This window comes from Actinoplanes sp. G11-F43 (genome assembly GCF_050589265.1).
Classification (GTDB): Bacteria; Actinomycetota; Actinomycetes; order Mycobacteriales; family Micromonosporaceae; genus Actinoplanes.
The window spans coordinates 97,541-117,998 of record NZ_JBNZCE010000045.1 but is presented as its reverse complement, the minus strand read 5'-3'; the positions used below and the strand labels follow the sequence as shown (position 1 = coordinate 117,998).

Sequence of the window (20,458 nt, the reverse complement as noted above, 5' to 3'; positions counted from 1 at the left end):
CGGCGTGCCGTCGGCTCTCGGTCGGTCCCCACCATCGCCGCGGCGATTTGAGCGGGGCTCGCGGGCGGGTCGAGGAGGGTCAGCCGGCGACCGCGGCCAGGTCGGCGACCAGCTCGGCGGGTGCCGGCTGGGCGGCCGCCTCGTCCCGCAGCCGGTGCGCCGCCGCGCGGTATCCCGGCTGGTCCAGCACCGCGGCCACCGCGTCGGCAAGCGCCCGCGGGGTCATCTCCGCGGCCGGCACGACGATCCCCGCCCCGGCCAGGTGGACCCGGCCGGCATGCCGCACGTGATCGGGCAGCCGCGGCACCAGCACCTGCGGCAGCCCGTGGGTCACCGCGGTCAGCAACGATCCGGCGCCGCCGTGCGCCACCACCGCGTCACACCCGTCCAGGATCAGGTGCAGCGGCCCGGACACCACCGTGACGTGGTCCGGCAGCGGGCCGGCCAGGTGCCGCTGCTCCGGTACGGCGGCCAGCACCACCTCGTACCCGGCCAGCGCCCGGGCCGCGTCCCCGGCCAGGAACAGCGACGGGTCCAGCCGGCCCGGAGTGGTGCCCCAGGTGACACAGATCCGCGGCCGGCGGGCCGGAGGCAGCGGCGCGGGACACTCGCCCGGACCGTTGAACGGCACCGGCCGCACCGGCAGGCGGCGCGAACCCAGCGGCACCTGCAGGCCCGGCGGGTACGGGTCGATCGTGGCGGCCCCGAACGGGCCGGGTTCACCGGCCCCGAACCGGGCCGCCAGCGGCTCGATCACCCCGGACAGGAAACGCCCGGCGGCGCTCATCAGATCGGTGCCGTAGAGATGCCGGATCACCGGGATCCCGGTCGCACCCGCGGCCACCGGGCCGGCGAACGCGGTCGGATCGCTGACCACCAGATCGGCCCGGTACCGCCCGATCAGCTTGATCAGATCGCCGGTCATGGCCTCGGCCAGTTCGGTGAGCAGCGTCAGCACCCGCGGCCCGCCGCCCGCGCCGGGCGGTGTGAAGACGATCTCCCGGAACGCCTTCTCGGCGTCCACGTCGTCACCGGCGGTCACGACCGGCAGCCCGGTGCCCAGTGCCGTGGCGCGCAACGCGGGCGGGACGGCGAGCAGGACGTCGTGACCGGCGGCCCGGCACGCCCAGGCGACCGGGATCATCGCGTACAGATGAGAGGGCCAGGCCCAGCAGGTGAAGAGAATCCGCATCGCGTCACCGAAGCAGTGGCGGCTGACCGTCCGCTGTAGGACCGCTCGAAACGGCCGCCGCGTCGAGCACGGCTCGAGCGGCCACGGCGACGGCACCGCCGATCCGCCAGCGGGAGACCAGCGCCCCGGGTTTCGGTGTACCCCCGGACGACCTCCCGACTGACGAAGGGCGCGGCAATGGAACTCGGTATCGGGCTGCCGACGATGATCCCCGGCATGGCGGGCGCCGACCTGATCGCCTCGGCGGTCCGCGCGGAGCAGCGGGGCTTCGCCTCCCTGGGAGTGCTCGACCGGCTCTGGTACGACGGCTACGAACCGCTCGTCACCCTCGCCGCCGCGGCCGGCGCCACCCGCCGCATCCGGCTCACCACCACGATCCTCATCGCCGCCTACCGCGGTGACCGCTCGCTGCTGGCCAAACAGCTCGCCGGGGTGCACCGGCTCAGCGGCGGCCGGCTGGTGGTCGGTGTCGCGGCCGGCGGGCGGGAGGACGACTTCACCGCCTGCGGCACCCCGTACCAGCGGCGTGGCCGGCGCCTCGACACCCTGCTCGGCGACCTGCGGCGCACCTGGTCGGGCGGCGACGACCCGCTGGTGCCCGGACCGCGGCTCACCGACGGCGGTCCACCCCTGCTGGTCGGCGGGCACACCCCGCGGGCCATGCGCCGGGCCGCCACGCACGCCTCCGGCTGGATCGCCGGCGGCAGTTCCGCCTCCAGCTACGGCGACCTGGCCGAACGCGCCCGGCAGGCGTGGCGCGACGCCGGCCGCACCGACCCGCCGCGCCTGGTCGCCATCGCCAACGTGGCGTTGGGCCGGTCGGCCGCCGACCGGGCCGGCCGTTTCCTCCTCGACTACTACGGCTTCCTCGGCTGGAAGGCCGAACTGGCGGTGAAGAGCCTGATCACCGAGGTCGGGCAGCTGCGGGAGTTCACCGACGCGTACCGGGCGGTGGGCTGTGACGAGCTCATCCTGTTCCCGTGCGTCCCGGAGCCGGAGCACGTGGACGTGCTCGCCGAGGCGGTGCTCCGGTGACACTGACCGAGCGCCTGCTCGCGACGGCCGTGCTGACCGGCAGCGGCGTGGTGGCCGGGGTGCTGTTCGCGGTGGCACTGAGCACCGTGCCCGCACTGGCCGCCATGCCACCCGGCCGGTACGTGCAGGCGCACACCCTCCTGGGCCGCAACTGGGACCCCACCATGCCGGTCATCGTGCTGACCAGCACACTGCTCAACGTTCTCCTCGCGGTGCTGGTGCCGGGAGCCGCCCGGGCGCTGACCATCGCCGCCGCCGTGGCGCTGCTGGGCGTGTCGGTGGTCTCGCATTTCGGCAACGTGCCGATCAACCGGCGGGTGCACCGCACCGATCCGGACCGGATCCCGGCCGGCTGGGCCGACCCCCGGCCGGTGTGGCGGCGCTGGCACCTGGTGCGTACCGGGCTCGCGCTGTCCGCCCTGGTCGCCGACGGCCTGGCGGTCACCCTGATCGGCTGACTCGATCGACGCCGTTGCATGTCGAGTGGTCCTCAAGGGCCGGTCCATAGCTTCGGCGATGACTGTTCATCAGGTGACGGGGGCGCAGAGACATGGGATCCGCAACGTCCAGCGAACATCACTTCCGCATTCTCGGGCCACTGGCGGTGTTCCACCGGGAACGCGACATCACCCCCACCGCACCGAAGATCCGCCAGGTCCTGGCGTTTCTGCTGGCCCGGCGCAACTACCTGGTGCAGGTGACCGAACTGATCGACGAATTGTGGGGAGACCAGCCGCCGGAGAGCGCCCTCACCACCCTGCAGACCTACATCTACAAGCTGCGCAAGGACGTCGTCGATCAGAACGGCCTGGGCCGGGTGCACACCCGCCCGGCCGGCTATCTGCTGGAGATCGAGGACAGCGTGGTCGACGCCCACGACTTCGACGAACTGTCGGCCTCCGGCCGGGCGGCACTCGAGGCCGACGATCCGGAGTCGGCCTCCCGCCTGCTCGCCCGGGCGCTGTCGCTGTGGCGCGGGCAGGCGCTGACCGGGGTGGTCGCCGGGGACATTCTCTCACCGTACGTGACGAAACTGGAGGAGGACCGGCTCCGGGCGCTGGAACACCGGCTGGAGGCCGACATGCTGCTCGGCCACCATCAGCGGCTGATCAGTGAGCTGAAGATGCTCACCTTCACCTATCCGCTGTACGAGCGGTTCTACACGGTCCTGATGACGGCTCTGCACCGGTCCGGCCGTCGCCACGAGGCCCTCGAGGTCTACCGGACGCTGCGTTCGATCTTCACCAGGGAACTCGGGCTGGAGCCGTCCCCGGCCGCCCAGCAACTGCACCTGTCACTGCTGTCGACCGACGCCGGGGAGCCGGATGTGGTGGCCGAGCCCACTTCGGCGCCGGTCGCCACGGCCACCGAACGGCACTACCACCCGGTCCCGGTGATACCCGCCCAGCTTCCACCGGATCTGCCCGACTTCACCGGCCGCGACACCCCGCTCGCCCACGTCCGCGCCGTGCTCGCCGCGGAGGACGACACCCGTACCACCGCGCGGGCGGTCTCGATCTGTGGGATGCCGGGGGTCGGGAAGACCGCCCTGACCCTGCACGCCGGCCATCTGGAACGGTCCCGGTTCCCCGACGGGCAGCTCTACGCCGACCTGCGCGGCGCCACCTCACGGCCGGTGGCGCCCGGCGATGTCCTCGCCGGTTTCCTGCGCGCCGCAGGGTTCCCCGAGCACCAGATCCCCGGCCCCGCCGACGTGGCCGAGCGCGGCAAACTGTGGCGCACCTGGAGCCACAACCGCCGGGTCCTGATCGTCCTCGACGACGCGCACGCCGCCGGCCAGGTGATGCCGCTGCTGCCGGCCTCGCCGACCTGCGCCGTGGTGATCACCAGCCGTCGCGGGCCGCAGGGCGTGCCCGGTCTGCGGCCGGTCGAACTCGGCATGATGTCGGTGGGCGAGGGAGTGGAACTGCTCGGCCGGGTGGTCGGCGGGGAACGGGTCGAGGCCGAACGTGAGCACGCCGAGATCCTCATCGAACTCGCCGGCCGGCTCCCGCTGGCCGTCCGGTCCCTCGGCACCCGGCTGATCGCCAATCCCACCTGGTCGCTCCGCAAGCTGGCCGCCCGGATCGCCTCCGGGGCGGCCCCGCTGGACGAGTTCCGCTTCGCCGACATCGACGTGCGTGCCCGTTACGACAGCAGCTACTCCCAGCTCGGCCCGGCCGACCGCCGGGTGCTGCGGCTGCTCAGCCTGCTGCCCGCCAAGGAGTTCACCGTGGCGACGGTGTCCGGCCTGCTCGGTGAGCCGGCCGACATCACCGAGTCCAGCTTCAACCGCCTGGTCGCCTGCCACATGCTGGAGCTGACCTCGCCCGGTGGCGCGGCGGCGCCCACCTACCGGCTGCACCGCCTGAGCCGGATGTACGCCCGCGAGCAGCTCGACGAGTCCATCGACGGCACCGTCGACGCCTGACCGCCCGCGTGCCGGGGCGGCCGCGAGCCGTCAGCCGCCGGCCGGCCCGGTCCGCAACACGGTGCCGGCGGCTCCCCGCCCCGGCCGGGACCTCAGTACCGACCCGGCCATCGGCGCGAACAGCCGCAGCACGTCGGCGGCGAATCGGCGCCGGGACACCCCGAGCGCCCGCAACGCCCGGCCGTGGTCCAGCGCCACCACCGACACCGCCCCCACCATCAGCGTCCACCAGCCGCACGCGACCGCGAACCGGCCGGCCGCCGGGACGGCGGCGAAACCCTGCCGCAGCCGGTCGAGGTGGAACGGCACGTGCCGCTCCTCGTCGGCCAGGATCCGGCCGGCCACCCCGGACACGTAGTCGTCACCGCAGCCGTCGCGCAGCGCCCGGTAGTAACGCAGCGCCACCACTTCGGCCAGCATCAGGGTCAGCAGTTCCAGGCGTAAGCCACCGGCCCGGCGCACCAGGACGAACACCGTGTCGGTCCAGTGCCCGCCGATCGGTGCCGCGCCGGCGTAGCGGAGCACGTTCGCCAGGCGTACCGCGTGGCTCTGTTCCTCGGCCACGAACAGCCGGATCGCGGCGTGGTAGACCGGGTCGCCGGCCCGCTCGGCCGCCGCGATCAGGCTGGCGCCGTCACCGTCCTCGCCGGCCTGGAAACGCTGGATGCTGCGGATCAGCGCGGTCGGCAACCGCCCTCCGGCCGGCTGCGGTTCGGCCTGCTCAGCGCGGCGGCGGGCGTGTTCCTGAAACGTCGCGAGATGCTCCTGGAAGTCCATGCCGCCCATCGTGGCCGCGCCGCCCGCAACCCCGGAAGACAGGACACCGAACCTCCACAGGATGCACCCGGATCAATACCGCTGGACCTGGTCGGAGAGCCGGAACGTGGTGCCGCAGTCGGGGCAGGTGGCGTGCCCGAACAGATAGGTCAGCCGGGTCGCGACGCCGGCCCGCCCGGCGTCCATGCTCAGCTGATGGAGCCGGTTGCCGAGCCCGGTGTCCGGCCGCGTCGCGAACCGGTCGTCCTCACCTAGCGTGATGAAATGGTCGGTTCCGCAGTGTGGGCACTCCAGTTCGATCTCGCCGTAGTCGATGCGCTGGAGTTCGGCGCCCCACAGCTCGTCGCCCTCCAGGGCCACGGCCGCCTGCAGCCGGTACAGGAAGGCGTCGTCCGGGATGCCGAGCCAGTCGGCGGCCAGCGCGCGCAGGGCGGTCAGCTGGTCGTGGAAGCGGGGCCAGCGGTCCTCGTCCAGGTCGGCGGCGAGCTGTCCGGCCAGGAACAGCGGCCCGTCCCGGCCGGCGGGCGCGAACCGGCCGGCGATCGCCGGGAGCCGTTCGAGGAGCAGCGCCTTCTCGCTGTCGCTGACACCCGTGTGCCGGACCTGTTCGAACAGGTCGTCCCAGGCTTCGGCGGCCGGGTCGGTCGCGGCCGTCGCGAGCAGGTCTTCGATCGTCGTCACGCCCGCATCGAAGCACATATCCGATCAGGGTGGCCCGGTTCGGCTGGTGGGAGCGCCCGGCTCCGGCGTACATCGCCGGGGTGGTGGGGGATTTCGCCCTGGTTGTGACGACTATCCGGTGACTTTCCGGCTACTGCGCGAAGGTCTTTTGCAGAAGTGAGCAAAAGTTGAATCGAATCCACATGAAGCTATGGACACCACCTTCGATGGCTTCTACTGTGTGTCGCACGTAACAAAGCCGTGACATCCTGTCGAGGAGGTTGTGCGTGCGTACGTCCGTTGATCCGCCCTACCTGCGGCTTCTGCAGATGCTGCGGGACGAGGGGCCCATCTCCCGGGCCGAGCTCGCGGACCGTCTCGAACTGACCCGCCCCCGGTTGCTGGCCGAAGTGGAACGGCTGGTAGCCGCCGAGTACGTCGCCGAAGCCGGCATGGCGGCCTCCCGGGGCGGGCGACGGTCCACACTCGTCCAACTGCATCCGCGGCTGCACTTCGCCGCCGTCGACCTGGGCGCCAGCTCGATCGACGTCGAGGTCACCAACGGCCGGCTGGAGCCGGTCGCCGCCTACACCGAGCCCGCCGACATCCGCTCGGGGCCGAAGAACATCCTGCAGCGGGTCAACGAACTGCTGGCCAAGGCCCGCATCGACGGCCACTACGACCGGCTCGACGGCATCGGCATCGGCGTGCCCGGCCCGGTCAGCTTCCGCGACGGCGTCCCGGTGTCCCCGCCGATCATGCCGGGCTGGGACCGCTTCCCGGTCCGTGAGCTGATGACCCGCGAACACGGCTGCCCCACCGTCGTCGACAACGACGTGAACATCATGGCGATCGGTGAACGGCACGGGGGAGTGGCGCACAGCGTCGACGACTTCCTGTTCATCAAGATCGGCACCGGGATCGGCTGCGGCATCCACCTCAACGGCGACGTCTACCGCGGCACCGACGGATGCGCCGGCGACATCGGCCACATCCAGGTCGACCCGAACGGCCCGGTCTGCTCCTGCGGCAACACCGGCTGCCTGGAAGCCCTGTTCAGCGGGGTCGGCCTGGCCCGCGACGCGACCGCCGCGGCCCGCTCCGGCGCCTCCCCGGCACTGGCCGAACGCCTCGCCGCGCACGGCCCGCTCACCGCCCGCGACGTGGCCGACGGCGCCGCCGAGGGCGACGTCACCTGCATCCAGCTGATCCGCGACGGCGGCCACCGGATCGGCTCGGTGCTGGCCTCCCTGGTCAGCTTCTCCAACCCGTCGATGATCGTGATCGGTGGCGGCTTGGCCCAGCTCGGCCACCTGCTGCTCGCCGAGATCCGCAGCGCGGTCTACCGCCGCTCGCTGCCGCTGGCCACCGGGAACCTGCCGGTGGTGCTCTCCGAACTCGGCTCCCGCGCCGGCGTCACCGGCGCCGCGGTGCTGGCCAGCCATGTAGCGTTCGAGCAGGCGTCATGAGCAGCGCAGGTGGCGAGGTGGTGCTCCGGCTCACCGACGTGGTCAAGACCTTCCCGGGCGTACGGGCACTGGACGGTGTCCAGCTGGAGGTCCGTGCCGGTGAGGTGCACTGCCTGCTCGGCCAGAACGGGGCCGGCAAGTCCACCCTGATCAAGGTGCTGTCCGGGGTGCACCGCCCCGATTCGGGCACCGTCGAATGGCTCGGCGAGCAGGTCACGTTCGCCAACCCGCAGGCCGCGATGAAGGCCGGCATCGCCACCATCTACCAGGAACTCGACCTGGTCGAGGACCTGACCGTGGCGGAGAACGTGTTCCTCGGGCACGAGCCGCGCCGGGCCGGGTTCGTCCGCCGCCGGCACGCCGTCGCCCGCACCCGCGACATCCTGACCAGTCTCGGTCACGGCGAGATCCCGCCCCGCCGCCCGGTGCACAAACTGCAGGCCGCCGGCAAGCAGGTGGTCAGCATGGCCCGCGCGCTGTCCCACGACGCCCGGCTGATGATCATGGACGAGCCGAGCGCGGTGCTCGCCCACGACGAGGTGGAGAACCTGTTCCGGATCATCCGGGAACTGACCGCCCAGGGCATCGCGGTGGTCTACATCTCGCACCGCCTGGAGGAGATCCGCACCATCGGCGACCGGGTCACCGTGCTCAAGGACGGCCGCACCACCGCCGCCGACCTGCCCGCGAAGTCGACGCCGACCAGCGAGCTGGTCAGCCGGATGACCGGACGGACCATCGAGTACGTCTTCCCGCCCCGCCCCGAGCCGGACCCCGCCACCGGGCACAAGAACCTGCTGACCGTCGACGGGCTCAGTCGCGAGGGCGAGTTCACCGACGTCTCGCTGACCGTCGGCGCCGGTGAGATCGTCGGCATCGCCGGCCTGGTCGGCTCCGGCCGCTCGGAACTGCTGGAGACCATCTACGGCGCCCGCCGCCCGGACACCGGAACCGTCACCGTCGACGGCCGGAAGCTGACCGCCGGCAGTGTCGGCGCCGCCGTCCGCGCCGGTCTGGGCATGGCCCCCGAGGAACGCAAGAGCCAGGCCCTGCTGCTCGGCGAGCCGATCTACCGCAACATGACCCTGTCCACCTTCACCAGCATCGCCCGTTTCGGCTTCACCAGCGCCCGCCGGGAACGTGAGGCCGCCGACCGGATCGCCGCCCAGCTCGACCTGCGCCCGGTCGACGTCGGCCGGGCCGTCGGCACCCTGTCCGGCGGCAACCAGCAGAAGGTGGTGGTCGGCCGCTGGCTGCTCGGCGGCACCCGGCTGCTGCTGCTCGACGAACCGACCCGCGGCGTGGACGTCGGTGCCCGCGCCGAGCTGTACCGGGTCATCCGCGACCTGGCCGCCGACGGCGTCGGCGTGCTGCTGGTCTCCAGCGAGGTCCCCGAGGTCCTCGGCCTGGCCGACCGCGTCCTGGTGATGCGCGAGGGCCGTGTGGTCCGCACGGCGCCCGCCACCGAACTCGACGAAGACACCGTCCTCGATCTCGTGATGGCGGGGTCGCTCATGGAAGGCGCCCCGGTATGACCACAGCCGTCACCAAGCATCCCGAGCACACCGAGACCCGTGGCCGCCGGATCCCCTGGGGTGGCGAGAGCAGCGAGAACGTCACCCGCAACCTGGTGCTGCTCGGGGTGCTGGCCGCGCTCATCGTGATCGGCGCGGTCACCCAGCCGCAGCTCTACAGCGACTCCACCTGGGTCTGGAACAACGTCCTGTCGATCCTGCAGCTGGCCTCGGTGATCGGTGTGGTCACCGTCGGCATGACCTTCGTGATCATCGGCGGGGGCATCGACCTGTCGGTCGGCGCGATAGTCGCCCTGGCCGGGGTGTGGTCCACCACGGTCGCCACCCAGAGTTACGGCGCCGGCGGGATGATCTTCACCGCGATCGTGGTCGGCGTCTGCGTCGGGCTGGTCAACGGCCTGCTCATCTCGTACGGCAAGCTGGTGCCCTTCATCGCGACCCTCGCGATGCTGGTGGCGGCACGCGGCCTGGCCGCCGAGATCTCCAACAAGCAGACCCAGATCTCGGAGAGCGCCTTCATCAACGGCATCGCCTCCGGCAAACTGCTCGGCATCCCGCTGCTGGTCTACATCCTCGCGGTGGTCGCCGCGGTCGGCTGGGTGCTGCTCAACCGCACCACCTTCGGCCGGCGCACGGTCGCGGTCGGCGGCAACGCCGAGGCCGCCCGCCTGGCCGGCATCAACGTCAAACGCCACACCATGCTTCTGTACGCGTTGTCGGGGCTCTGCTGCGGCATCGCCGCGATCATGCTGACCTCGCAGGGCACCTCGGCGCAGGCGGCCATGGCCAACCTGTACGAGCTGGACGCGATCGCCGCCGCCATCATCGGCGGGACGCTGCTCAGCGGCGGCCGGGGCACCATCGTCGGCTCCCTGCTCGGCGTGATCATCTTCGCCACCATCACCAACCTGTTCGCCATCAACGGGCTCTCCACCGAGGCCCAGAACATGGTCAAGGGCGGCATCATCATCGCCGCCGTCCTGGTTCAGCAGTTCCGGTTCAAGGCCGTCACCCAGCTCCTCAGCCGCAACAAGACCTGAGCCCGGCAGCTCCACGGGCGTGACGTCAGTGGGACGTACGCCGGGTTCCGTGCACCCTCTTTCCGCTCCATCCATACCGATTAATCAGGAGAAACCATGACACAGAGCAGTCGCGACATGTCGCGGCGCCGCCTCCTGCTCGGCGGGGCCGCACTCGGCGCGGGAACCCTCCTCACCGCCTGCACCAGCAACGAGGCCAAGCCCAGCGAGGCCCAGATCAACACCAACGAGCGCGGTGACACCGGCGGCAACGCGGCGCCCGGCACCAAGGTCGTCATCGGCTTCTCCGCCCCGGCCGCCGACCACGGCTGGATCGCGGCGATCACCAACAACGCCAAGGCGCAGGCCGGCGCGTACTCCGACGTGGAGTTCAAGAGCGTCGAGGCGGGCGCCGACGCCGCCGCCCAGCGGGCCGCCCTGGCCACCCTGATCGGCCAGAAGCCCAACGTGATCGTGCTGCTGCCGCACGACGGCAAGGAACTCAACGCCTTCGGCCTGGAGGCGATGGCGGCCGGCATCCCGGTGGTGAACCTGGACCGGGCCTTCCCGGACGCCCGCGCCTACCGCACCCAGATCCTCGGCGACAACTACGGCATGGGCGTGGCCGCCGCCGACTACATCATCGCCCAGATGAAGGCCAAGGGGATCAGCAACCCGATCATCGGCGAGATCCCCGGCATCGACTCCCTGGAACTCACCCAGAACCGGTCCAAGGGCTTCTCCGACACCCTCGGCGCGGCCGGGTTCAAGGTGCAGCGCCGGGTGCCCGCCGAGTTCACCGTCGACACCGGACAGCGGGCCGGCAGCCAGCTGCTGCAGGCCGTACCCAAGATGGACGCGCTCTGGAACCACGACGACGACCAGGGCATCGGCGTGCTCGCCGCGATCAGCCAGGCCGGCCGCAACGAGTTCATCATGGTCGGCGGCGCCGGCTCCAAGAAGGCGATGGAGGACATCCAGGCCGACAACACGCCGCTCAAGGCGACAGTCACCTACAGCCCGTCGATGGCGTCGTCGGCGATCTCCCTGGCCCGGCTGATCGGCCAGGGCAAGGGCATGTCGGACCTGGTGGAACTCCAGGTGCCCAAGGAGATCGTGCTGGCCTCGGAGACCATCACCAAAGAGAACGCGAGCACGTACCTCAAGCTCGGGTTCTGATCGCACTGGGGGGAGACCCATCTTGTCCACGCAGACCACGGACCTGCGCATCGGCATGGTCGGCTACGCGTTCATGGGCACCGCGCACTCACAGGCGTGGCGCACCGTGAACCGCGTCTTCGACCTGCCGCTGCGAGCCCGGATGACGGCCGTCGTCGGCCGCGATCCGGGCAAGGTCGCCGCGGCGGCGGCCCAGCTCGGCTGGCAGGAGCACACCACCGACTGGCGGACGCTGATCAACCGGGACGACATCGATCTGATCGACGTCTGCACCCCCGGCGACAGCCACGCCGAGATCGCCATCGCCGCCCTGGCCGCCGGCAAGCACGTCCTGTGCGAGAAACCGCTCGCCAACACCATCGACGAAGCCCGCGCGATGGCCGCCGCGGCGGTCCGGGCCGAAGCCGGCGGCGTCCGGTCGATGTGCGGTTTCAACTACCGGCGGGTGCCCGCCGTGGCCCTGATGCGCCGCCTGGTCGCCGACGGCCGGATCGGCGAGATCCGGCACATCCGGGCGGTGTACCTGCAGGACTGGATCACCGACCCGCAGTTCCCGCTGGTCTGGCGGCTGCAGAAGGACAAGGCGGGCTCCGGCGCGCTGGGTGACATCGGCGCCCACATCATCGATCTCACCCAGTACGTCACCGGCCAGCGCATCTCCGGAGTCAGCGCGCTGACCGAGACGTTCGTCAAACAACGCCCGCTGCCCCCGGAGATCGGCGGGCTCGGCCCGGTCACCGTCGACGACGCCGCGCTGTTCGTGGCCCGGCTCGACGGCGGCGCGGTCGCCACCTACGAGGCCACCCGGTTCGCCACCGGACGCAAGAACGGCCTCCGGGTGGAGATCAACGGCTCGAAGGGTTCGGTGGTCTTCGACTTCGAGCGGATGAACGAACTGGAGTTCTACGACGCCGCACTACCGTCCGACGAACAGGGCTTCAGCCGCATCCTGGTCACCGAGCCCGACCACCCGTACGTCGGCGCCTGGTGGCCGCCCGGCCATCTGATCGGTTACGAGCACTCCTTCACCCACCAGGCCCGCGACCTGCTCGAAGCGATCGCCACCGGGGCCGAGATCACCCCGTCGTTCACCGACGCTCTCCAGGTCCAGCTGGTCCTGGACGCCGTCGAGCGCTCCGCCGCGCTGGGCTCCTGGTCGGAGGTGGAGCCGGCCCGGACCGAGATCGCCGTCTGACAACGAGTTTCTGTCGCACCGGCCGCGAGGGTCCGGACGTGGTTGCGCCCCGCGTCCGGACGGCCGGTGACCATCATCCGCCCTGAAGTCCCGAGCGAGTTCGGAGGATTGATGTCCCTGGGAGTCTGGCTGGTCGGTGGGCGCGGAAGCGTCGCCGTTACCAGCATCGTCGGAGCATTCGCGCTGCGGGCCGGCCTGACGCCGCCCACCGGGTGCGTCACCGAACTACCCGAGTTCCGCGACGCCGGGCTCGCCGGGTTCGGCGACCTGGTGTTCGGCGGCCACGACCCGTCACCCGTCCCGCTGATCAAGAAGGCCGAACAACTGGGCGACTCCGGCGTGGTGCCGGCCGCCCTGGTCCGTGCCGTGCACGACGACCTGGCCGCCGCCGACGCCGAGATCCGGCCGGTGCCGGACGGCCCCGACCAGGCCACGATCGCCGCCCGGCTGGCCGCCGACCTGGCCGATTTCCAGCAGCGGCACAGCCTGGACCGGGTGGTGGTGATCAACGTGTCGTCCACCGAGGCCACCCCGGAACCGCACCCCGCCCACGACAGCCTCGCCGCGCTGGAGGAGGCACTGCGCACCGGGGCGGCCGTGCTGCCGTGGAGTGCGCTGTACGCGTACGCCGCCTTCACCGCCGGTTGTGCCTTCGTCGACTTCACCCCGTCGGCCGGAGCGCGCCTGCCCGCGTTGGCCGAACTCGCCCGGCGGGAAGAGCTACCCCACGCCGGCCACGACGGCAAGACCGGGGAGACCCTGCTCAAGTCGGTGCTCGCGCCGATGTTCGCGCACCGCAATCTGCGGGTGCGCACCTGGTCGGGGATGAACCTGCTCGGCGGCGGCGACGGCGCCACCCTCACCGACCCGGGTGCCAACGCGGCCAAGAGCGCCAGCAAGCAGCGCGTCCTCGAGGAGACCCTCGGCTACCAGCCGCAGGGCGTGGTCCGGATCGACTTCGTCGAGGACCTCGGCGACTTCAAGACCGCCTGGGACCTGATCAGCTTCCAGGGCTTTCTCGGCACCGGCATGCGCCTGGAGTTCACCTGGCACGGCTGCGACTCCGCGCTGGCCGCACCCCTGATCCTGGACCTGGCCCGGCTCACCGGGGCCGCCCACGCCGCCGGGCGCCGCGGCCCGCTCACCGACCTGGCGTTCTTCTTCAAGGACCCGCTCGGCGACGGCCCGCACGGACTCGCCGACCAATGGCAGGCCCTGACCGCGTTCGCCGCCGGCCTCGGCGCACGGCCGTGACCGGCTGGCGTGACCGAGAAGCGGCCCGGTGCCGGACCACCGGCTGGCGTGACCTGGTCGAGCTGACCCGCGCGCCGGCCGCGCTGTCCGTGCCGGGTGACATCGTGGCCGGTGCGGCCGCCGCCGGGGTGCTCGGGCCGCGCACCCTCGCCACCGCCGCCGGATCGGTGTGCCTCTACTGGGCCGGGATGGCCGCCAACGACCTCGCCGACCGGGACATCGACGCGAAGGAGCGCCCGCACCGGCCGATCCCGTCCGGCCGGGTGTCGCCGGCCACCGCCGCCGGAGTCGCCGCCGGGCTCACCGTGGCCGGGCTGGCCGTCACCGTCGCCGCCGGTGGGCGGCGGCAGATCCCGGTCGCGGCGGCCCTGGCCGGAGCGATCTGGGCATACGACATGGGCGCCAAGAACACCGCCGCCGGACCGGCCGTGATGGCCGCCTGCCGGGGCCTGAACGTGCTGCTCGGCACCGGCGGCCGGTGGCGGTCCGCGGTGCCGTCGGCCCTGGTGGTGGCCGCGCACACCTACACGGTGACCGCACTGTCGCGGCGGGAGGTGGAGGGGGCGGAACCGGCGCTGCCGCAGCGCACTCTGGCGGCCACCACCGCGGTGAGCGTCGCCGCCGCCACGATCGGCTCCGGCCGGCGCGTGCTCGGCGCCGCCGCCCTGGCCGCCTGGTATCTGGGCCGATACGGGGCGGCGCAGCGCCGCGCGGCCGCCGAACCCACTTCGGCCCGTATCCAGGAGGCGGTCACCGCGGGCATCACCACCCTGCCCGTGCTCCAGGGCGCGCTGACCGCGCGGGCCGGCGCACCCGCCGCCGGAGTCGCCACCGCCGTCCTCGCCCCGGCCGCCGCCAAGCTCGCGAAGCTGGTGAGCGCCACATGACCGGGCTGCGATTCGGGTACGGCACCAACGGCTTCGCCAACCACCGGCTGGCCGACGCCCTCGCCATCCTCGCCGACCTCGGCTACGACGGCGTCGCGCTGACCCTCGACCACGGGCACCTCAACCCGTACGCGCGGAATGCCGCCCGCCGCGTCGACGCCCTCGCCAAACGTCTCGCCGCGCTGGGTCTGTCGGTGGTGATCGAGACCGGCGCCCGCTACCTGCTCGACCCGTGGCACAAGCACGCGCCCACCCTGCTGCACGACGAGCGCGCCAAACGTGTCGACTTCCTGCGCCGGGCCGTCACCATCGGAGCCGACCTGGGTGCCGAGGCGGTCTCCTTCTGGGCCGGGGTGAAACCCGCCGAGGTCGACGACACCACCGCCTGGCAGCGCCTCGTCGACGGTTGTGCCGATGTGCTGGCCACCGCCCAGCAGCACGCCATGCCACTGGGTCTCGAACCGGAACCCGGCATGTTCGTCCAGGACATCGCCGACTGGCGGCGCCTGCACACCGCTCTGGAAGCACCACCCGGATTCGGTATCACCCTCGACATCGGTCACTGCCGCTGCCTGGAGGACCTGACCGTGCCGGACTGTGTGGCCGCCGTCGCCGATCACCTGGTCAACGTACAGATCGACGACATGCGGCGCGGCACGCACGAACACCTGGAGTTCGGCACCGGCGAGATCGACTTCCCGCCCGTGCTGGCCGCCCTGGAACGGGCCGGATACCGCGGGCTGGTCGCCGTCGAACTACCCCGGCACTCGCACGCCGCCCCGACCGTGGCGGCCGAGTCCCTGCGATTCCTTCAGGAGGCGGCTTCCGATGGAGTTCAGTAACGCCTGGCTCGACGCCGGCCTGGCCAAGGTGGCCGCCGACCCGTCCAGTGTCACCCGGCTGTTCGCCGCCGCCGGGCGGCACTGCGGGCGGGCGGAACACGAACCCGGCTGGACCACGGACCAGGCCGCCCGCGCCCGGCTGCTGCTCGCGCTGCCCGCCGCCGAGCTGCCCGGACATCTCGACGACCTGTACCGGCACGGCGACGCCGGCGAGAAACTGGCCGTGCTGAAGGCGCTGCCGCTGCTGCCGATCGGCGACCAGGCGGTACCCCTGCTGCACGACGCGATCCGCACCAACGACACCCGCCTGGTGGCCGCGGCCCTCGGGCCGTACGCCCGGCACCTGGACCAGCCGGCCTGGCGTCAGGCGGTCCTGAAATGCGTGTTCATGGGCATCCCCCTCGCGGTTGTGGACCGCCTGCCCGAACGCGCCGACACCGAACTGGCGGCGATGACCGCCGGGCTGCGCGAGGAACGTGCCGCCGCCGGCCGTGCCTTCCCGGAGGACGCCCTCACCCTGCTGGAGGTCTGATGCGCATCTTCGACCCGCACATCCACATGACATCGCGCACCACCGACGACTACGAGCGGATGGCCGCCGCCGGGGTCCGCGCCCTGGTCGAACCCGCGTTCTGGCTGGGCCAGCCGCGTACCGGCGCCGGCTCGTTCGCCGACTACTTCGACTCCCTGGTCGGCTGGGAGCCGTTCCGGGCCGCCCAGTTCGGCATCCGCCACCACGCCACCATCGCGCTCAACCCGAAGGAGGCCAACGACCCGCGCTGCCGGGAGGCCCTCGCCCTGGTGCCCCGCTACCTGGACAAGGACTCGGTGGTGGCGGTCGGCGAGATCGGCTACGACGCGATGACACCGGAGGAGGACGAGGTGTTCACCGCACAGCTCGCCATGGCCGTCGAGTACGAGCTGCCCGCCCTCGTACACACCCCGCACCGGGACAAGGCGCGCGGCGTGGACCGTACCCTCGCGGTGGTCGAGGACTCCGGCATCGCGCCCGGCCGGGTGGTCGTCGACCACCTCAACGAGGTCACCGTCGGCGCCGTGCACGACGCCGGATGCTGGATGGGCTTCTCCATCTACCCGGACACCAAGATGTCCCCGGACCGGATGGTCGACATCCTGCGCGAGCACGGCCTGGACCGGATCCTGGTGAACTCGGCCGCCGACTGGGGCCGCTCCGATCCGCTGCTCACGCTGCGCACCGGGGAGGCGATGCTGGCGGCCGGGTTCACCGACGACGACGTGGACCGGGTGCTGTGGCGCAATCCGGTGGAGTTCTACGGCCAGTCCGGGCGCCTCGATCTGAGCGAGCTGGCGGCGACGGAGCCCACCTTCGAGGGCAGCTCCATCCTGCGGGGCGGTAGCTGATGCGGTTGCGGCACCGCAGTGGCCGGGTCCTGCACCTGAGCTACTGCACCAACGTGCACCCGGCCGAGGACCTGCCCGGCATCGTCGCCCAGCTCGACGCCTTCGCTCTCCCGGTCCGCGAAAGACTGGGCGCCGACGTGCTCGGCCTCGGGCTGTGGCTGGCCGCCCCGGCCGCCGCCGAACTGGCCGCCGATCCGGCCGCCCGGCGGCGGCTGCGTGCCGAGCTCGGCGCCCGCGGTCTGGAGGTGGTCACCCTCAACGGATTCCCGTACGCCGCGTTCCAGGCCCCGGTGGTGAAACATGCCGTCTACCACCCGGACTGGACCACCGAGGCCCGCCTGGACTACACCCTGAACCTGGCCCGGGTGCTGGACGGCCTGCTGCCCGACGACGCCGCCCGCGGTTCGATCTCCACCCTGCCGCTGGCCTGGCGCGACCCGTGGCAGCCCGGCCAGCGGGACGCCGCCGCCCGCAATCTGGACCGTCTCGCCGCCGGCCTGGCCGGGTTCGAGCGGATCCGGGTGGGTTTCGAACCGGAGCCCGGCTGCGTCATCGAGAACACCACCCAGGCCACCGACCTGCTGAAAGCCGTCGACACCGACCGGCTCGGCGTCTGCCTCGACCTCGCCCACCTGGCCTGCGCCTGGGAAGACCCCGCCGAGGCCCTGAAACGGCTCTCCGACAGCGGCCTGCCGGTGGTGAAAGTCCAGGTCAGTGCCGCCCTGGAGGTGACCGACCCGGTGGCGGCCCGCGACGTGCTGCACCAGTACGCCGAACCCCGCTTCCTGCACCAGACCCGCTCGTCACACGGCCTCGCCACCGACGACCTGGACCAGGCCCTGGCCGCCGGACTGCCCGGCCCGTGGCGGGTGCACTTCCACGTGCCACTGCACATCGATCCGGCACCGCCGCTGGCCAGCACCACATCGGTCCTGGAGGCGGCCCTGCGGAATCTGATGGCCGCCGGCGAGCCGTGGTGCGAGCACCTCGACGTGGAGACGTACACCTGGGACGTGCTGCCCGCCGGACGCCGACCGGCCGGCCGGTCGGAACTGGCCGACGGCATCGCCGGGGAACTGGCCTACACCCGCGATCTGTTGGAGAAGGTCTCATGAACAAGCTGGTCGTCCTGGACGTGGTCGGCCTGACGCCGCGGCTGCTGGAGCACATGCCCCGGCTGCGGGCGATCGCCGACCGCGGGTTCCAGGCCCGCCTCGACCCGATCCTGCCCGCGGTCACCTGCTCGGTGCAGGCCACCCTGCTCACCGGCGAGACCCCGGCCGGGCACGGCATCGTCGGCAACGGCTGGTATTTCCGCGACCTGGGCGAGGTGCTGCTCTGGCGCCAGCACAACGCCCTGGTCGGCGGCGAGAAGATCTGGCAGGCCGCCCGCAAGCGCCACCCCGGCTACACGGTGGCCAACATCTGCTGGTGGTACGCGATGGGCGCCGACGTCGACTGGACGGTCACGCCCCGGCCGGTCTATCACGCCGACGGCCGTAAGGACCCGGACTGCTACACCGACCCGCCGGAGCTGCACGACGATCTCACCCAGGCGCTCGGCACGTTTCCGCTGTTCTCCTACTGGGGGCCGGGCGCGGGGATGGCGTCCTCGAAGTGGATCTGTGCCGCCGCCCAGCGGGTGATGGCCGCCCATGACCCCGACCTGACCCTGGTGTACGTCCCGCACCTGGACTACGACCTGCAACGCTACGGCCCGTCCGACCCGCGCGCGGCCGCCGCCGCGGCCGCACTCGACACCGTCCTGGAACCGCTGCTGCGGGCCGCCGCCGACCGGGACGCGACGGTGGTGGTGCTGTCCGAGTACGGCATCACCGACGTGAACCGCCCGGTCGACGTGAACCGGGCCCTGCGCGCCGAGGGCCTGCTGCGGGTGCACACCCAGGAGGGCATGGAATACCTGGACCCGTGGACGTCGCGGGCGTTCGCGGTGGCCGACCACCAGATCGCGCACGTCTACGTCCGTGACCCGGCCGACCTGCCCCGGGTGGAGAAGGTGCTGCGAGCGCTGCCCGGGGTGGCCGAGATCCGGCACGGGCTCGACCACGAACGCTCCGGGGACCTCGTCCTGGTCGCCGAACCGGACTCCTGGTTCACCTACTACTACTGGCTCGACGACGACCGCGCCCCGGACTTCGCCCGCCTTGTCGACATCCACCGCAAACCCGGCTACGACCCGGCGGAGCTGTTCTTCGACCCGGCCGGGCCGGCGGCGGCCAAGAGGCGTGCCGGGATCGCGCTGGCCCGCAAGAAGCTCGGCATGCGGTATCTGATGAGCGTGGTCGGCCTGGACGCCGGCGCCCGCGCGGTCCGCGGCTCGCACGGCCGGCTGCCCGACGAGGCCGCCGACTCCCCGGTGCTGCTCTGCTCGAAGCCGGGCGGCCCGGCCCGGATCGCCGCCACCGACGTGAAGGCGCTGCTGCTCGAACTGGCCGGGAGTCCCCGGTGACCCAGGTGGCGCTGGACCTGCGGGCCCGGTTCGAGGCCCGGCTCACCGCGTTCCTGCGCCAGCAGGGGCCGGGCTGGCCGGACGGCGCCCCGCACGGGCTGCTCAACACCCTGCACCGGTTCGTGCTGGCCGGCGGGAAACGGCTGCGGCCGACGTTCTGCTACTGGGGGTGGCGCAGCGCGGGCGGCCCGGATGACGAGGCCGTCGTGACCGCGGCGGCGGCGCTGGAGCTGTTCCACGCGTTCGCGCTGATCCATGACGACATCATGGACGGCAGCGAACTGCGCCGCGGCGAGCCGTCGGTGCACCAGTTCTTCGCCGACCGGCACGCCCGGTCGGCGTGGCGGGGTGACCCGGCCCGCTACGGCCGCAACACCGCGCTGCTCGGCGGGGATCTGTGCGCGGCGTGGGCGGACCAGATGTTCAACGGCTGCGGACTGACCCGTGAGCAGGTGCACCGGGGGTATCCGGTGTTCGCCGGGATGCGGACCGAGGTGATCGCCGGGCAGTACCTCGACCTGGTCTCCGGGGTCGGTGACGGGTCGGTGGCCGGTGCGCTGACCGTGATCCGGATGAAGTCGGCCCGCTACACGGTCACCCGGCCGTTGCAGATCGGTGCCGCGCTGGCCGGGGCGGGTGACGAGCTGCTGGCCGCGTTCGTGCAGTTCGGCGATCCGCTCGGGGACGCGTTCCAGCTGCGTGACGACGTGCTCGGGGTGTTCGGCGATCCGGCGGTGACCGGCAAGTCGGCGCTCGACGACCTGCGTGAGGGCAAACGCACGGTGATGATGGCGTACGCCCGGGACCGGGCCGACCGGGCGCAGCTGGTCCGGATCAAGGAGCTGTTCGGCAGCCCCGGCCTCGACGAGCCGGGTGCGGCGGAGCTGCGCCGGATCATCGTCGACACCGGTGCGCGGGAGGCCACCGAGCGGCTGATCGCGACCCGGCTGAGCACCGCGCTGTCCGCCCTGGACCGGGCGGCTCTGCCCGCCGGGCCCGGCGAAGCCCTGCGGCAGCTCGCCGACGAGGTAGTCAACCGGCAGAGCTGAAAGTTTCACATCGATCGACAAAAGTCGATTTCCGGGAACCAAAAGTATGGACACATCTATATGTCTTCCTTACTGTTCCCA

19 protein-coding genes are annotated in these 20,458 nt (G+C 72.1%); 16 read left to right on the top strand and 3 right to left on the bottom strand.

Annotation, left to right across the window (positions count from 1 at the left end):
* Positions 1-79: 79 nt before the first annotated feature.
* The gene (locus ACQ0O7_RS39005) at positions 80-1,192 is read right to left on the bottom strand and encodes a nucleotide disphospho-sugar-binding domain-containing protein (protein ID WP_430790341.1); all 1,113 of its coding nucleotides are present in this window, start codon (positions 1,190-1,192) and stop codon (positions 80-82) included.
* A gap of 177 nt (positions 1,193-1,369) precedes the next feature.
* Here ACQ0O7_RS39005 and ACQ0O7_RS39000 point away from each other — a divergent pair, with 177 nt between their 5' ends.
* From ACQ0O7_RS39000 to ACQ0O7_RS38990, 3 genes are all read left to right on the top strand, one after another.
* The gene (locus tag ACQ0O7_RS39000) at positions 1,370-2,227 is read left to right on the top strand and encodes an LLM class flavin-dependent oxidoreductase (RefSeq protein WP_430790339.1); all 858 of its coding nucleotides are present in this window, start codon (positions 1,370-1,372) and stop codon (positions 2,225-2,227) included.
* A complete protein-coding gene (locus tag ACQ0O7_RS38995; protein ID WP_430790337.1) occupies positions 2,224-2,685 on the top strand; it encodes an anthrone oxygenase family protein in 462 nt (153 codons plus the stop codon). Before ACQ0O7_RS39000 ends, ACQ0O7_RS38995 begins: the two co-directional genes overlap by 4 nt.
* A gap of 92 nt (positions 2,686-2,777) precedes the next feature.
* The gene (locus ACQ0O7_RS38990; RefSeq protein ID WP_430790335.1) at positions 2,778-4,658 is read left to right on the top strand and encodes a BTAD domain-containing putative transcriptional regulator; all 1,881 of its coding nucleotides are present in this window, start codon (positions 2,778-2,780) and stop codon (positions 4,656-4,658) included.
* Positions 4,659-4,688: 30 nt separating this feature from the next.
* On the opposite strand, the gene ACQ0O7_RS38985 is transcribed toward ACQ0O7_RS38990, so the two are convergent.
* Both ACQ0O7_RS38985 and ACQ0O7_RS38980 read right to left on the bottom strand, forming a co-directional pair.
* Positions 4,689-5,435: a ferritin-like domain-containing protein gene (locus tag ACQ0O7_RS38985; RefSeq protein WP_430790333.1), complete on the bottom strand. Its 747-nt coding sequence runs from the start codon at positions 5,433-5,435 to the stop codon at positions 4,689-4,691.
* A gap of 72 nt (positions 5,436-5,507) precedes the next feature.
* Positions 5,508-6,116, bottom strand: a complete 609-nt coding sequence (locus tag ACQ0O7_RS38980) for a hypothetical protein (protein ID WP_430790331.1) — start codon at positions 6,114-6,116, stop codon at positions 5,508-5,510.
* 260 nt (positions 6,117-6,376) lie between these two features.
* On the opposite strand from ACQ0O7_RS38980, the gene ACQ0O7_RS38975 reads away from it, so the two are divergent.
* From ACQ0O7_RS38975 to ACQ0O7_RS38915, 13 genes are all read left to right on the top strand, one after another.
* The gene (locus ACQ0O7_RS38975; RefSeq protein WP_430790329.1) at positions 6,377-7,564 is read left to right on the top strand and encodes an ROK family protein; all 1,188 of its coding nucleotides are present in this window, start codon (positions 6,377-6,379) and stop codon (positions 7,562-7,564) included.
* Positions 7,561-9,099, top strand: coding sequence for a sugar ABC transporter ATP-binding protein (locus ACQ0O7_RS38970; protein WP_430790327.1), 1,539 nt, complete (start codon positions 7,561-7,563; stop codon positions 9,097-9,099). Before ACQ0O7_RS38975 ends, ACQ0O7_RS38970 begins: the two co-directional genes overlap by 4 nt.
* A complete protein-coding gene (locus ACQ0O7_RS38965) occupies positions 9,096-10,139 on the top strand; it encodes an ABC transporter permease (protein ID WP_430790325.1) in 1,044 nt (347 codons plus the stop codon). The genes ACQ0O7_RS38970 and ACQ0O7_RS38965 overlap by 4 nt, the downstream gene beginning before the upstream one ends.
* 96 nt (positions 10,140-10,235) lie before the next feature.
* Positions 10,236-11,297, top strand: coding sequence for a substrate-binding domain-containing protein (locus ACQ0O7_RS38960; RefSeq protein WP_430790323.1), 1,062 nt, complete (start codon positions 10,236-10,238; stop codon positions 11,295-11,297).
* Positions 11,298-11,352: 55 nt separating this feature from the next.
* Positions 11,353-12,492, top strand: coding sequence for a Gfo/Idh/MocA family protein (locus ACQ0O7_RS38955; RefSeq protein WP_430790462.1), 1,140 nt, complete (start codon positions 11,353-11,355; stop codon positions 12,490-12,492).
* 111 nt (positions 12,493-12,603) lie between these two features.
* The gene (locus ACQ0O7_RS38950) at positions 12,604-13,746 is read left to right on the top strand and encodes an inositol-3-phosphate synthase (RefSeq protein ID WP_430790321.1); all 1,143 of its coding nucleotides are present in this window, start codon (positions 12,604-12,606) and stop codon (positions 13,744-13,746) included.
* A complete protein-coding gene (locus tag ACQ0O7_RS38945) occupies positions 13,743-14,633 on the top strand; it encodes an SCO3242 family prenyltransferase (RefSeq protein ID WP_430790319.1) in 891 nt (296 codons plus the stop codon). The genes ACQ0O7_RS38950 and ACQ0O7_RS38945 overlap by 4 nt, the downstream gene beginning before the upstream one ends.
* Complete coding sequence (locus ACQ0O7_RS38940) at positions 14,630-15,475, top strand: sugar phosphate isomerase/epimerase family protein (RefSeq protein WP_430790317.1); 846 nt, start codon at positions 14,630-14,632, stop codon at positions 15,473-15,475. The genes ACQ0O7_RS38945 and ACQ0O7_RS38940 overlap by 4 nt, the downstream gene beginning before the upstream one ends.
* Positions 15,462-16,007 (top strand): EboA domain-containing protein, encoded by a 546-nt coding sequence (locus ACQ0O7_RS38935; RefSeq protein WP_430790315.1) that lies wholly within the window; start codon positions 15,462-15,464, stop codon positions 16,005-16,007. Before ACQ0O7_RS38940 ends, ACQ0O7_RS38935 begins: the two co-directional genes overlap by 14 nt.
* Positions 16,007-16,858: a TatD family hydrolase gene (locus ACQ0O7_RS38930; RefSeq protein WP_430790313.1), complete on the top strand. Its 852-nt coding sequence runs from the start codon at positions 16,007-16,009 to the stop codon at positions 16,856-16,858. Before ACQ0O7_RS38935 ends, ACQ0O7_RS38930 begins: the two co-directional genes overlap by 1 nt.
* Positions 16,858-17,973: a metabolite traffic protein EboE gene (gene eboE, locus ACQ0O7_RS38925; protein ID WP_430790311.1), complete on the top strand. Its 1,116-nt coding sequence runs from the start codon at positions 16,858-16,860 to the stop codon at positions 17,971-17,973. The genes ACQ0O7_RS38930 and eboE overlap by 1 nt, the downstream gene beginning before the upstream one ends.
* Positions 17,970-19,328, top strand: coding sequence for a nucleotide pyrophosphatase/phosphodiesterase family protein (locus ACQ0O7_RS38920; RefSeq protein ID WP_430790309.1), 1,359 nt, complete (start codon positions 17,970-17,972; stop codon positions 19,326-19,328). Before eboE ends, ACQ0O7_RS38920 begins: the two co-directional genes overlap by 4 nt.
* Positions 19,325-20,377 carry a polyprenyl synthetase family protein gene (locus ACQ0O7_RS38915; protein WP_430790307.1) on the top strand — a complete coding sequence of 351 codons (1,053 nt, stop codon included), beginning with the start codon at positions 19,325-19,327 and terminating at the stop codon, positions 20,375-20,377. The genes ACQ0O7_RS38920 and ACQ0O7_RS38915 overlap by 4 nt, the downstream gene beginning before the upstream one ends.
* Positions 20,378-20,458 lie beyond the last annotated feature (81 nt).

Bases quoted from the DNA above. Each gene is read 5' to 3' on its own strand.
- ACQ0O7_RS39005 (WP_430790341.1), bottom strand. From the start codon at position 1,192: ATGCGGATTCTCTTCACCTGCTGGGCCTGGCCCTCTCATCTGTACGCG.
- ACQ0O7_RS39000 (WP_430790339.1), top strand. From the start codon at position 1,370: ATGGAACTCGGTATCGGGCTGCCGACGATGATCCCCGGCATGGCGGGC.
- ACQ0O7_RS38990 (WP_430790335.1), top strand. From the start codon at position 2,778: ATGGGATCCGCAACGTCCAGCGAACATCACTTCCGCATTCTCGGGCCA.
- ACQ0O7_RS38985 (WP_430790333.1), bottom strand. From the start codon at position 5,435: ATGGACTTCCAGGAGCATCTCGCGACGTTTCAGGAACACGCCCGCCGC.
- ACQ0O7_RS38970 (WP_430790327.1), top strand. From the start codon at position 7,561: ATGAGCAGCGCAGGTGGCGAGGTGGTGCTCCGGCTCACCGACGTGGTC.
- ACQ0O7_RS38965 (WP_430790325.1), top strand. From the start codon at position 9,096: ATGACCACAGCCGTCACCAAGCATCCCGAGCACACCGAGACCCGTGGC.
- ACQ0O7_RS38960 (WP_430790323.1), top strand. From the start codon at position 10,236: ATGACACAGAGCAGTCGCGACATGTCGCGGCGCCGCCTCCTGCTCGGC.
- ACQ0O7_RS38955 (WP_430790462.1), top strand. From the start codon at position 11,353: ATGGTCGGCTACGCGTTCATGGGCACCGCGCACTCACAGGCGTGGCGC.
- ACQ0O7_RS38950 (WP_430790321.1), top strand. From the start codon at position 12,604: ATGTCCCTGGGAGTCTGGCTGGTCGGTGGGCGCGGAAGCGTCGCCGTT.
- ACQ0O7_RS38940 (WP_430790317.1), top strand. From the start codon at position 14,630: ATGACCGGGCTGCGATTCGGGTACGGCACCAACGGCTTCGCCAACCAC.
- ACQ0O7_RS38935 (WP_430790315.1), top strand. From the start codon at position 15,462: ATGGAGTTCAGTAACGCCTGGCTCGACGCCGGCCTGGCCAAGGTGGCC.
- ACQ0O7_RS38930 (WP_430790313.1), top strand. From the start codon at position 16,007: ATGCGCATCTTCGACCCGCACATCCACATGACATCGCGCACCACCGAC.
- eboE (WP_430790311.1), top strand. From the start codon at position 16,858: ATGCGGTTGCGGCACCGCAGTGGCCGGGTCCTGCACCTGAGCTACTGC.
- ACQ0O7_RS38920 (WP_430790309.1), top strand. From the start codon at position 17,970: ATGAACAAGCTGGTCGTCCTGGACGTGGTCGGCCTGACGCCGCGGCTG.